The following is a 13,504-nucleotide window of genomic DNA, read 5'->3' as shown; positions in this document are numbered from 1 at the left end:
TTTTTAATTAAAAAGCAACATTCAGAGCAAATGTAAACTGACGGGAATACGGATAGTACAAACCTCTTTCGCGTTTCACTGTAGACCAATAGAAAAAGTCTTCCATATTAAACGTCACTTTAGCGGAACTCAATCCCCAATGACTAATAAATTTTGTATTAGTACGATCCATACGATAGTAAACAGACAACGAACTTCCCTGGAATATATTTTCATCCATTATAAACCGGGAAGTGGCTTTCGTTTCCAAACCGTTAGGATTAAGAGCACGGAACTGTGCCTTATCACCCGGTTTCGCCCAACGTAGCTGAGTTACCCGTCGATCTACATTATATTTCAAATTAGCATTTTCCACCTTGTCAAGCAAAGTCTGATTATATACCTGACCGCCAAACTGATACCTGAAACTGACGTCTGCTCCCCAACCTCTGTATGTAAAGGAAGAATTAATATATCCTTGCCATTTAGGTTCTGTATTACCAATAGGTACTACATCATTCGCACTCCAGTTAACGGCACTCGTCATCTCTCCGTTACGTTTCAATAATATTTCATCTCCGGAAGCCGGATCAATACCTAATGAACGTACTACCCAAATACGAGAAAGAGATTCACCTTCTTCATAACGTGGCAACGGCGTATCTTTTAAATCTGATGCACTTTTATCATTTCTGTATTTCATCGCTTCCAATATTTTCAATAGTTTGTCAGTATTATGAGAACCGTTTACTGTAATTGTCCAATAAGCTTGTTTAGCAGTGTTTTTATAAGGAATAGCCGAGAGAGAAATTTCCCAACCCTTATTCTCTATCTTTCCTAGATTTTCCGGATAACTGCTGAAACCAAGAGAAGGAGCAAGACTTATATTGGCAACCATATTATCTGTTATTTTCCGATAATATTCCACACGTGCAGTAAAACGCTGATCGAAAAAACCGAGTTCCAAGGCAAGATTAGTACTTTTTGTAGTCTGCCATTTTAAACTTTCATTATGCATAGCCAAGATTTCCGAACCTGTTGCATCCGACGAGTAATAAGGAAGCAGTAAATTGGAATATGTATAATAACCATGTGCCTGATAAGGATCAAAACCTTGGGAACCGGTCGTACCGTATGTACCCCTCAATATAAAATCGGAAATAAAAGATACATCTTTCAAAAAGTTCTCTTTTTTCAAATCCCAACGTAATCCGGTTGACCAGAAAGGAGCCCAACGGTTATTTTTTCCAAACTGTGATGAACCGTCCAAGCGTATATTAAAGTCGAACGAATACTTATATTTATAAGAATAGCCTCCAGCAGCTACCCAACCAATGGAGCGCGTTGTCCTCTCATCTCCTGTCACCTTCTCATTATATTTCTTACCAAACAACAAGTTATCCATATTATCATTCGGGAAACCAGTCACATAGTTTCCATAAGTCTCCGAATTATTCTCCAATACACTCATACGTGCATTAGCAGTCAGGTAGTGATCCTCCAGTTGCTTATTCCAGCTTCCTGTTAAATCTATGCCCCAATTGACAGCTTCACTCTGACTTCTGCGGTAATCACCTCTTAAGGTAGGATCAGTCACATTATCAAAAAGCGTATGTTGTGCAGGACGAAAAATATCACGATGTCCTACGCTTTTGGACAAATTAAAAGCTCCTTCAAACCGTAATTCATTAGTAGGATTATATTCCACCTTGAAAAGTTCACGTACCGTAAAGTTTTTACTTTGGTCTTTACTGTTGAATGTCGTATTATACATCGGATTCAGGTAGCTCGACTCACCACCCACTCCTTCGAAATTATCAAGCCGTTTTTGTATTTCTCCGTTCTCTCCATACGGACGCAGATAAGGATTCAAGCGGGTATATTCACTAAAACTTCCCCATGGAGACTCATTAGCCACCGAATTATCCAACGTAATACTATTCTTTAACAACACTTTTTTCAGGCGATACTGAAAATCAAGTGAACCGGTCAATACATCACGCTTACTGTCTTTCATCACACCCGGAGAACTATTATATCCGACATACATCCGATAACGCAAGGCTTCGTCACCACCTTCCAACGTAACCGTATGTCGTTGTTGGAAAGCTGTTTGCAAAGGCTTGTCCAGCCAATAAGTATTTACTCCTGCCAGCACTTCACGCAATTTTGATTGATAGAGCTGCCATTTTTCAACTGTCTCGCCACCGTATGTATAAAGCCCGCTTTGCAACTCTGCGTCTATCTTCTCTCTTGCATTCATTAAATTATATCCGGTCATATCCGGAGCTTCAATACGAAGTTCCCCACCATAAGTCACCCAAATCCGTCCCGGTTTAGGAGTCTTGCTTTCGATAACAATTACTCCATTTGCCGCACGCGAGCCGTAAATAGCTGTAGCTGCCGCATCTTTCAACACAACGATAGAAGCAACACGGTCGGGATCCATATCGGCAAGTGTCTGTATGGTGATTTCAAATCCGTCCATGATAAGCAACGGTTGATTGGCATAGGTCTCATATTCGCCCTGAACTGCTAATACGTCATTACTGGTAGAATTAAAATCTACCGCAGACTGTGTAGTCATATCCATATTTGCACCGCCACGCATACGCATATCAGGCAGATTATTCGGATTAGACCCCATATTGATATTATCCATGATGCGAAGCCCGGGAGCGACAGCAGCTATCGCTTTAGCCACATTATTCGTACTATATTTTTTCAGGTCTTCACCCTTGATAGTAACAGCAGAACCGGTGAATCCCTCTTTCTTCCTATTGAACATACCTGTCACCACTACTTCATCCAGCGCCCTTGTATCAGATTTCATCACTACCGACATATAAGATGAAGGATGCAAAAACTGGGTTTCCAAACCTACATACGATATTCTGACACGGCTATCTTTCGGAACATCAGAAAGCTGAAAATTACCATTATTGTCTGTGATAGTACGGTTATTACTAGGATCTTCCACTATAATAGTGGCGCCAATAACCGGAAGCCCGTCTTCTTCGGAAAGAACTTTTCCTTTTACTTGTGAAAAAAACTTTTTAGAATCCTTTTGTGTGATATTGATGAATTGTCCGTCAATGTGATATTTCAACGGATTTTTTCCAATAATCACCTTCAACGCTTCATCAACTGTAGCTTTTTCTACTTTTCCGGTAGAAGTATAAGAGCTAATTTCATCATAGATAAAAAGAACTTTATACCCCGATACTTTTTCAAAACGTTTAAAAATAGAGGGTAACCCTTCATTTTTAAACTCCATTGTTATTTGCTTTTCTTTACCTGTCTGTGCTTCTACACGCCATGAATAGGCAAAAAGGAAAAGCAAGAATAAAACAATGAACTTCTGTGCCTGATTTCTTTTCATAAGCCTGAATAGTTAAATAATATTTCATTCTTTTAATTGTATACGAAGTTTAAAAAAGAATGGTTACCCTTAAAATAGTTTTTTTTCAGAAATATATTTTTCTATTCAGATTTATATCTTTTTGCTTGCTTTTTATTCGATAATTAGTTTTCCTGCTTCAAAATAAGCATGTATTCTCTCCATTCGATTCAATAATTCAATCAAGTGAAAGATGTCCTGATGACGATTTGCAAAGAAATGCATACGAAGATCCATGATTTTGCTATTGCGGAACTCAATATCTATATTATACCAACGTCCTATTTCTTTCATCATGTCAACCAGAGCAACATTGTCAAAATAGAAAAATCCTTCCTTCCAATACAAAAATGATTCAATATCCACCTCATTCACGGCAAATGTTCCGTCAGAAGAAAGTTGTACGCTTTGTCCTGGCACCATTTCAACACTATGGACTCCACAAGTATCGCTCACAGCCACTTTTCCTGTAATGAGCGTAACACGGACATCAGTAGGAGAGTAGCTACGTACATTAAATTCCGTTCCCAATACACGAATCTGCAGATTTCCACTTTTCACGATAAAAGGATGTGCTGCATCTTTAGCAACTTTAAAATAGGCTTCACCTTCCAAAGAGACGACTCGTTCTTTTCCTTTGAAAACAGTAGGATAAGCCAAACGACTGTCTGAATTCAAGAATACTTCAGTCCCCTCGGATAAAACAACTTTAAATGTCTCTCCTCTAGGAATACTTAATCTATGTATCTGTACTTTCTGTTTTCCTACTTCCTTGGTTTCTGTCTGAAGGAGAACACGACTATAATCTATTTCCTTAGAAGACAACTACGCAGTAGAGTAAGACGAAAGAGATTCTACCACTTCTTTCAATGGCTTTATTTCTTTCTCATCATTCACTTGTAAAGTGACTTCCCGGGCAATATGATTGGCTTGAAACACTTTAATGATTTCCGGTTGTGAGGAAATCATCATTGCACGCAAAACTAAAATGATAGCAACAGCCGCCGCTACACCTGTGACACTAGCCCACAGTATGCGTGTATTTTTTCTTCGATCATTCTTAGAATGTTTATTACGAAAATCTGCCAGTTCTTTCCGGACATCAATTGCCAGTAAATTTTGCTCTTTCTGCATCTCTATCACAACCTCCGTCAAATCAGAACATGCTTGCAAACATTCCTCATCTTCTTCCAAATTATGCAATTGACCAGCAGTTATACGCGAACGATTCTCCATAATTTCCAGGAGTTCTTCTTCCGACTTGCTTATATTTATATTCTTTTCATCCATAAATAATGTATTCAATCTATATATATTTACGTTTTAAAGTCAATTCCGGTTACCCTTTTGGCCTAATTCTTCGCGAAGAATACGTAAAGCCTTTACTATATTCTTATGAATAGCCGCAACACTTACATTTAATTCTTCGGCCACTTCTTTATATTTCTTATTATGAATATAGCATGCTTCCAAAATATGATAATTATAAGGAGTCAACTTCTTCATAGCTTCACGAATACGCAAAACACGAGAATCAGAATTTTGCGAATCGCCTTCTATCATTTTATCAGTCAATTGCGTAGTAAACTCTACATATTCTTCATGAATATTTTGCTTGCGAAGGTAATCTATGCAACGTGTACGGATGATTGTATAAAGATAAGTTTTCGCCGTTGCTTCTTCTATCTTTTCATAATTACGCCACAAATACTCAAAAGCATCACTTACGATATCCCTGCATACTTCAGCATCATTTATGAAATAGTATGCAAAATATACAAACTGTGCATACCATTCATTAAACATTTTGTCAAAAGTAGCCCTGTCATCCATTTAATATCGTATTCTTCTGTTATTTCTGGCAGACAAATATACATTAAAACTTAATACGTAGTTGCATTTGTACATCTGCTTTTTTATTTCCATAGATTAAATCATTGCCGGAACCAATCTCATTCCGGTCTAAATAAATGGTTTCTCCAAACTTGGTTATCAATAGAAAGTGTCTGTTCAGTTCATATCTCAAACGGATACTACACCGGAATCCACGACCTTGAAAAGACGGAGTATAAAACGTATAAAGCAATCCGCTTTCCGAAGCATATACACGCGAGTCATAATCGTCTGTAAAAAAGTAACTGCCCTGAACGTCAGCAAACAGCCTGGCCCAAGGCAGTTGGGAGGATATCATTTGTGTAACCTGATATCCTTTATTAGCAGCTCTGTCCTGAGAATGAAAATGATTATAATCTAAAGTTGTACGACTGCTTAACACATCTCCCAAAGAATAGTTCAAACGATAGCGAAGTTGATGGTGAAAAATAGGAAGTGTTAGTGTTCCTTTACTACCTGTCCAGTCACGCTCTTTTTGTTTATAACGATACCTTAGATACATGGATAAATTGCTGTATGGAGTAAAAGTGGTTTGGAACAGAGCATCTGTTCCGCGGGAGGGTTTATTCACTCTGTATTTTTTCCACGGAAAGGAAAATAAATCGAATGAGGCGAAAAACTTCCAATAAGCAAAAGGAGAAGTTTCCAAGCCGATATAATATCCCTGTTCATTTTGTGTCGTACTTCCTTCACCGAATGAATGGGCAAACATAGTCCAATAGTCATAAGAATAAAACCGATGTATCAACATGATTTGAGTGTTTTGAACCGGTGAATATTGCAAACGGTTCAAAGAAGCCCAACCTTGTTTTCCGATGGCTGTTTCTCCTTGAAAAGAAAAACGATGCCAGCGGTAAGCATAATCTATTCCCAGATTATAGAAGTTATTTCCATGAAGATTGTATTTGGAATAACCTGTTAATTCCGGTTCGTATAGTCGGTTGAAAAGGTAGTAAATACCGGTGATACCCAATCGGATACGGTTGTGTTGATAACTCACGTGTCCACCTGTTAATTGCATGGTGAACAGGTTCTTTTTATCCGCTTCCTTTTGACTTCGATGCAGCCCGGTTTTGTAGATAGAAGTGATTGTTCCATCAGTGATTACTCCATCCAGAGAACGGTGTGAATAGAAACCAGAAATATCCCAATCTTTTGTCAAAGAAACAGTGGCAGCTACTCCTCGAAAATAGTTGTATTCGTCACTGGAAGAGTGTTTCTTTATCCCACAATTACGATTGTTGAAAGAAGAGGCATAGATTGTTTTTCCCATCAAATAATCAGTGCTAATCACTAATCCTTGTCCGAAACTAAGCCGATAGTTACCAACAGCTAATGCTTTTAACCGTCCACAATCTTTTAATAACAGATAAAAGGAGTAATAATCATAGCCGTAGCGATTGTGTAAAGCTCCAAAAGGTTCTCCGGCATCTTTTTCAGCAACGACTCCTGCATAGAGCCGGTCACTATACCGGAAACTGTATTTCACAGAGTTATAAACAGAAGGTCCTAAATAGGTATGTTCATAACCTTTTCGCTTATAAAATGGTATATCAAAGCGGGTTAAGAGTTCATTCTTTCCATACTTCGCTGCGTTTTTCAACAGGCTTTTCCACCGGAAAGCAGATTCATTGTTAATAGCTTTTATACAGACGAAAGGCAGTAAATACTGGATTGTTTGCTTATCCATCTCTTCTACCAGTTGAAGTTCATAGATGGTTTTCATCTGTCCATGTATATAGATGTAGGCCAACAGATGTTCAATCTGAATATCACTAAGGAAAGGAAACTGTTCGAGTTGTTCACGGGTAGCAACATTCAAATTAACTGGTTCTTGCATACGATTGGAAAGTTCTTCCAATTCATTTTCCCAATTAAGAGTATTAACAGAGTTATTAATATCGTTATTAACAGATAAATCTTCAAGAACATCTTCTAAAAGACTTTCAGAAGGGTTTTGAGCACTACAAGCAGGAATTATTAACAGGCTGTTTATAATACTTATCAACCGTAAAAGTTGAATAGTTTTCATCAATAAAATGGTTTATTCTTCCTGCTTTTTAACAGATAAGGCCGCAAAGATACTTTAAATAGGTTAACATCGAAGAGAAATGTCTGAATAATAAAATTTTAATTCTATTTTTGTATCGTGAAAAGGAGGCTTAACATAGTAGTAATGACGCTGTTTGCTATTGTTTGTTGTTCGTTGCGCCTGCAAGCTCAAGAAAAACAAAGCATCAATGGATATTTGGTTCCGATGTGTATCTACAATGGAGATACCATTCCATGTGTCCAGTTAAGAACTGTGTATATTTTCCGTCCGTTGAAATTCAAGAATGAAAAAGAACGCCAGGAATATTATCGCCTGATCCGCAATGTGAAAAAGGTATATCCTATCTCCAGAGAAATTAACCAAGCCATCATCGAAACTTACGAATATCTTCAGACATTACCCAATGAGAAAGCCCGTCAAAAACATATCAAACGGGTTGAAAAAGGATTGAAAGAGCAATATACTCCCCGAATGAAGAAACTTTCTTTTGCACAGGGAAAACTGTTGATTAAATTAATAGACCGCCAAAGCAATTCTACCAGCTATGAACTGGTGAAAGCATTTATGGGACCTTTCAAAGCGGGATTCTATCAGACTTTTGCTGCATTATTCGGAGCCAGTTTAAAAAAAGAATATGATCCGCAAGGTGAGGATAAACTAACAGAACGTGTGGTGTTGATGGTAGAGAACGGACAGATCTAAAATCAATCGGCTTATAAGTTTATCAACCTTATAAGCCAATTTATCAACTACTCAACCCTACTAGTTATCATTTCAAGAATTAACAAGCTTCCTGCAAGGTATTAATTTCTGTTTTCTCAGAAGTTAATACTTGAGTTCCCAGCTATTAATACTTATCATATAGGCTGTTAATACCTGACAACTCAAGTATTAACAGCCTGAAAACGCACTATCAACAACTATAATAATAACTACCCAATACCCATAGAATCAACATGGCTCCATATAGTTATAAACAATACATAGTTATTGATTATAAATGAATTAACTAAGCTATTAACTCGTTATAAACAACTTATTAACCAATCCTATATTATGGCTATTAACGTAACTTTTTGAACAAATCCCAAATCACAATACCGGTTGTTACGGAAACATTCAAAGAGTGTTTCGTTCCGTATTGAGGAATCTCTATACAACCATCCGAATGGTCAATAACCTCTTGTTGTACCCCTTTCACCTCGTTTCCCATTACGATAGCATATTTTCTAGTCTTATCCAGTTCCAGTTCGTCCAACATAATGCTTCCTTCCGCCTGTTCTACAGAATAAACGATATACCCTTCGTTTTTGAGGTTATCAACAGCATCAACAGCGTTATTAACATACTTCCAGTCGACAGTGAATTCTGCACCCAGTGCAGTCTTATGCATTTCAGGGTGTGGAGGAGTGGCCGTTATACCACACAGATAGATACATTCAATACGGAAAGCATCCGAAGTGCGGAACACAGAACCTATATTGTGCAAACTACGAATATCGTCCAGCACTACCACCAGGGGCAGTTTTTCAACCTGTTTAAACTCTTCGGCACTGATACGGTTCAGTTCTGTTATTTTCAGTTTACGCATACGTCTTTTCTTTTACTATGTTCTTGTCCACAAAGGTAATTCTTTTCAGTTAACAAGGTGTTGATAACGGTTTAAAACCTGTCAAAACTATCGGCAAAGATTTTGAAAAATAATTCTTGCATTATTCAAAAGAAGGTATAAGAGGCCTTCGTTATGAACATTCCAAAAAACTAACCCAAAACTTTCTACACAGACATAAACATATTTTTCAGCACTTATCTGCCTGTTTATATCCATAAAGTTTTTAACTTTGCACTTTATCAACAGGGAGTTAATAGCAAACTTCCATTTGATGGTATTTAACGATGCTTTCATTGATAATGAAGTAAGTAGGATAGAATATCTTGTCCTTTACATCAGTTCATAACCAACTCATAAAACAGAAATATGGACTAATAACTTATCCGGCAAGAAAAATCATATTTATTTGCTAACATTATTAACAGGCTATCATCACTAACAAAGGATTTTTTTTAAAAGGAAAGAAATAAGAATATTATTATGAATGAACTCATAAAGGCTATTAACGAGCTAAAGAAAGAAAAGAATGCAATCATTCTGGGACACTACTACCAGAAGGGGGAAATACAAGACATCGCTGATTATGTTGGCGACAGTTTGGCATTGGCTCAATGGGCAGCCAAAACGGAAGCGGACATTATTGTGATGTGTGGCGTCCACTTTATGGGGGAAACGGCAAAAGTGCTTTGTCCGGACAAGAAAGTGCTGGTGCCCGACATGGCGGCAGGTTGTTCGTTGGCGGACAGTTGTCCGGCGGATCAGTTTGCGCAGTTTGTCAAAGAGCATCCGGGATACACCGTTATTTCTTATGTCAATACAACAGCTGCGGTGAAAGCGGTGACTGATGTGGTGGTGACTTCCACCAATGCGAAGCAGATCGTGGAAAGTTTCCCAAAAGATGAGAAAATAATCTTTGGCCCAGATAGGAATCTGGGGAATTATATCAACTCAGTTACGAACCGGAATATGTTGCTTTGGGACGGTGCCTGTCATGTGCATGAACAGTTCTCTGTTGAAAAGATTGTGGAATTGAAGACGCAGCATCCCGAAGCATTAGTGCTGGCACATCCCGAATGTAAGAGCACAGTTTTGAAACTGGCTGATGTGGTAGGATCTACAGCTGCTTTGTTGAAGTATGCCGTGAACCACCCGGAAAACACGTATATTGTGGCTACCGAATCGGGTATCTTGCATGAGATGCAAAAGAAGTGTCCGCAGACAACGTTTATTCCTGCTCCTCCGAACGATAGTACGTGCGGATGTAACGAGTGTAGCTTCATGCGGTTGAATACGTTAGAGAAGCTCTATGAGTGTTTGAAGAATGAAGCACCGGAAATAACGGTAGATCCGGAAGTAGCGAAGAAAGCAGTGAAGCCGATTCAGCGGATGTTGGAGATTTCGGCTAAGTTGGGATTATAAAATTATAGAATCTAATATACTATGAAACTAAAATCATTCTTATTTTTTTTGTTATTGGGTTCTATTTCTATTTTACAGGCTTCCGATAGGCCTCTAATTAAGATAGAAACAGAACGGACCAGCCTGATTTATCAGGTGGGGGATAACGGGCGTTTGTATCAGAAGTATCTTGGTAAAAGACTGAACCATGACTCTGATATACAATTTCTTCCGCAGGGAACCGAAGCTTATCTGACTCATGGTATGGAAGATTACTTTGAACCGGCTATCCACATGCGGCATAATGATAACAACTCTTCATTGCTGCTTAAGTATGTGGAGCATTCGAACGAACCGAAAGGTGACGGAGTCAACGAGACGGTGATTACACTCAAAGATGATAAATACCCCGTTACAGTGAAGCTTCATTATATAGCTTACGGCAAAGAGAATATCATCCGTACTTTCAGTGAAATCAGCCATCAGGAGAAGAAACCTGTTACCCTTAGTAAATACGCTTCTTCCATGCTGCACCTGAATAGTAGCAGATATTTTCTGACTGAATTTTCCGGCGACTGGGCACATGAAGCCAATATAACCGAAAGGGAACTGGATTTTGGTAAGAAAGTGGTGGATACAAAATTGGGTACACGTGCCAATTTGTTTGTTTCTCCTTTTTTCCAACTGTCTTTAGGTAATCCTTCACAGGAGAATGCAGGTGAAGTGCTTGTAGGTACTTTGGGATGGACAGGCAATTTCCGTTTTATTTTCGAGGTGGACAATAAGAATGAGTTGCGCATCATCAGTGGTATTAACCCGTATGCTTCTGAATATAAACTTCCCGCCAACGAAGTTTTCCGTACTCCGGATTTCTATTTCACTTATAGTTGTCAGGGTAAGGGTGAGGCTAGCCGTAGTTTTCATGATTGGGCACGCAATCATCAGGTAAAGAAGGGTGGTGAAACACGCATGACTTTATTAAATAATTGGGAAGCAACTTATTTTACTTTCGATGAAAATAAACTGATCGGTCTGATAGATGAGGCTACCAAATTGGGAGTGGATATGTTTCTGTTGGATGACGGCTGGTTTGCTAATAAGTATCCTCGTAGCAGTGACCGTCAGGGATTGGGTGACTGGGAAGAAACGGCAGACAAACTTCCGAACGGAATCGGACGTCTTGTCGAAGAATCACAAAAGAAAGGCATTAAATTCGGTTTGTGGATAGAGCCGGAGATGGTGAATCCCAAGAGCGAGCTTTATGAAAACCATAAAGATTGGGTGATTCATCTGCCTAACCGCGATGAATATTATTTCCGCAACCAAATGGTGCTTGATCTTAGTAATCCGAAAGTGCAGGATCATGTATTCGGCGTGGTAGATAAGTTGATGACCAAGTATCCGGGTATTGCTTTCTTCAAATGGGACTGCAATAGCCCTATTACAAACATTTATTCAATGTATCTGAAAGAAAACCAGTCTCATTTGTATATTGATTATGTGCGTGGACTCTATAAAGTGTTGGACAGAATCAAGGCGAAGTACCCTGATCTTCCTATGATGTTGTGTTCCGGTGGTGGCGGACGTTCTGATTATGAAGCCTTGAAATATTTTACAGAATTTTGGCCAAGCGACAATACTGATCCTATCGAACGTCTTTTTATCCAATGGGGATTTTCGCAGGTATTTCCCAGTAAAACACTGTGTGCTCATGTTACCACTTGGAATCGTGGAACCAGCATTAAGTTCCGTACGGATGTTGCTATGATGTGTAAATTGGGATTTGATATTAAGTTGGATGATATGAGTCAGAGCGATCACTTGTATTGTGTTCAGGCAGTCAAGAACTATAATCGCTTGAAGCCTGTTATTCTTGATGGTGATTTGTATCGTCTTGTTTCTCCTTATGGCAGCAACCATACTTCTTCCATGTATGTGGGGAAAGATAGGAAAACAGCCGTGGTTTTTGCTTTTGATATTCATCCTCGTTATGGAGAAAAAACATTACCTGTCCGTTTACAAGGATTGAATTCAGATCAGATGTATCGTGTGAAGGAAATTAACATGATGTCCGGTAGTAGTTCTTCTTTGAAAGATAATGGTCAGCTTTTCTCCGGTGAATATCTGATGAATGTCGGTTTGAACGTTTTCACTACACGACAGTTGAATAGCCGTGTTATTGAAATTAAAGCAGAATAAAATATAGGAGAATATTTAAAGTAAAGATAAAATAGTCTTTGCAGGTTATTTTATCTTTACTGGCTGTACTACCAATTCTGCATTTATAAAGGGATATTCAGTAAATGTTCCTCTTTCTAAAAAATCAAGAGAAAAGCTCACGTAAAGCAAAGCTCTTCTCTTGATTTTTTCGTTCAACTCTCCTAGTCTTCTATCTTTTTTGTAGAATATTGTTTACATATTCTTGTTTTTTCCTTCCCACCCATGCATTATGTACATGTCTTTTTTAGGGGAAGTTAAAACCTCTCCTGTTTTTCCTGTTATTTTAGTCAGATTATGCTGCCTTTCTTTTTTTCTTTTCGACCTTTTCTATCATACATACCGCATTGGCTGTATGTATCCCAAAGAAAATCCAAAGTACTTCCGTTTTCCTGTTTCTAGCTTTTATCCTGGCCAGTGAGTAATGTTGTTTCTGCGTTCCAAAACTTCCTTCCAGGCGGGTAGCTCTTTCACGGCTGAGTTCCGACCGTAAGATTCTCCGAAGCGGCTCATCTTTGGCAGCTCTGCCCTTACGCTTAAAGGAAGTACTTATATGATATTTAGTACAAAATTTCCGGTTGGCATTATTGGCATAGATTGAATCCGCCGCAAGCGCCTTAACCCTAACCCCGGTCAGTTGTTGTTGCAGATGAATACAGTCTTTCAAACGTACTCCTTCGTTAAAAGCCTTAAAGGAGATATGTTCTATTAAGGAGATTCCGTCTATCTGTATATTGTTGACTTTGGCTCCGAATTCAACGGATTTGGTTTCCTTGCCTCTGATAATGGGGCGAAGGTAATGCCGGTCGATACTCACGATACGGTTGGACACTTTTTTGCCTGCAAATAAATTCTTCCCTTGCTCAAGGACTGTCTGTATGACCGAGAAACGTCTTTGGTAATCAGAGGATAGTGCAAGCCTGTTCCTGTAGGATGAATGAAGTTGCTTCGG

8 protein-coding genes and 1 pseudogene are annotated in these 13,504 nt (G+C 38.6%); 3 read left to right on the top strand and 6 right to left on the bottom strand.

Going from position 1 to position 13,504, the window contains the following annotated elements; translation table 11 throughout:
- Nucleotides 1–7 precede the first annotated feature (7 nt).
- The 4 genes and pseudogenes from BACFIN_RS03135 to BACFIN_RS03145 form a co-directional block, all read right to left on the bottom strand.
- Entirely contained in the window at nucleotides 8–3,361 is a 3,354-nt protein-coding gene (locus tag BACFIN_RS03135; RefSeq protein WP_007757143.1) for a SusC/RagA family TonB-linked outer membrane protein, read from the bottom strand.
- Nucleotides 3,362–3,493: 132 nt separating this feature from the next.
- Nucleotides 3,494–4,669, bottom strand: a pseudogene (locus BACFIN_RS21000) (FecR family protein).
- Between the two features lie 39 nt (nucleotides 4,670–4,708).
- On the bottom strand, nucleotides 4,709–5,212 hold the full coding sequence (locus BACFIN_RS03140; protein WP_007757132.1) for a sigma-70 family RNA polymerase sigma factor: 504 nt from the start codon (nucleotides 5,210–5,212) through the stop codon (nucleotides 4,709–4,711).
- A 43-nt stretch (nucleotides 5,213–5,255) separates the two neighbouring features.
- The gene (locus BACFIN_RS03145) at nucleotides 5,256–7,304 is read right to left on the bottom strand and encodes a helix-hairpin-helix domain-containing protein (protein ID WP_007757131.1); all 2,049 of its coding nucleotides are present in this window, start codon (nucleotides 7,302–7,304) and stop codon (nucleotides 5,256–5,258) included.
- Between the two features lie 144 nt (nucleotides 7,305–7,448).
- Here BACFIN_RS03145 and BACFIN_RS03150 point away from each other — a divergent pair, with 144 nt between their 5' ends.
- On the top strand, nucleotides 7,449–8,027 hold the full coding sequence (locus BACFIN_RS03150) for a DUF4294 domain-containing protein (protein ID WP_004302817.1): 579 nt from the start codon (nucleotides 7,449–7,451) through the stop codon (nucleotides 8,025–8,027).
- 361 nt (nucleotides 8,028–8,388) lie between these two features.
- On the opposite strand, the gene BACFIN_RS03155 is transcribed toward BACFIN_RS03150, so the two are convergent.
- Nucleotides 8,389–8,916, bottom strand: coding sequence for an RNA methyltransferase (locus BACFIN_RS03155; protein ID WP_004302816.1), 528 nt, complete (start codon nucleotides 8,914–8,916; stop codon nucleotides 8,389–8,391).
- Nucleotides 8,917–9,417: 501 nt separating this feature from the next.
- Between BACFIN_RS03155 and nadA the strand changes: the two genes are divergently transcribed.
- Complete coding sequence (gene nadA, locus BACFIN_RS03165; RefSeq protein ID WP_004316098.1) at nucleotides 9,418–10,356, top strand: quinolinate synthase NadA; 939 nt, start codon at nucleotides 9,418–9,420, stop codon at nucleotides 10,354–10,356.
- 21 nt (nucleotides 10,357–10,377) lie between these two features.
- Nucleotides 10,378–12,534, top strand: coding sequence for an alpha-galactosidase (locus BACFIN_RS03170; RefSeq protein ID WP_007757128.1), 2,157 nt, complete (start codon nucleotides 10,378–10,380; stop codon nucleotides 12,532–12,534).
- Between the two features lie 313 nt (nucleotides 12,535–12,847).
- On the opposite strand, the gene BACFIN_RS03175 is transcribed toward BACFIN_RS03170, so the two are convergent.
- A partial coding sequence (locus BACFIN_RS03175; RefSeq protein ID WP_007757126.1) for a transposase occupies nucleotides 12,848–13,504 on the bottom strand: 657 nt, incomplete at its 5' end.

Source organism: Bacteroides finegoldii DSM 17565, assembly GCF_000156195.1.
Lineage (GTDB): Bacteria > Bacteroidota > Bacteroidia > Bacteroidales > Bacteroidaceae > Bacteroides > Bacteroides finegoldii.
The sequence above is the reverse complement of the archived record's forward strand: the minus strand, read 5'-3'. Positions and strand labels throughout refer to the sequence as shown.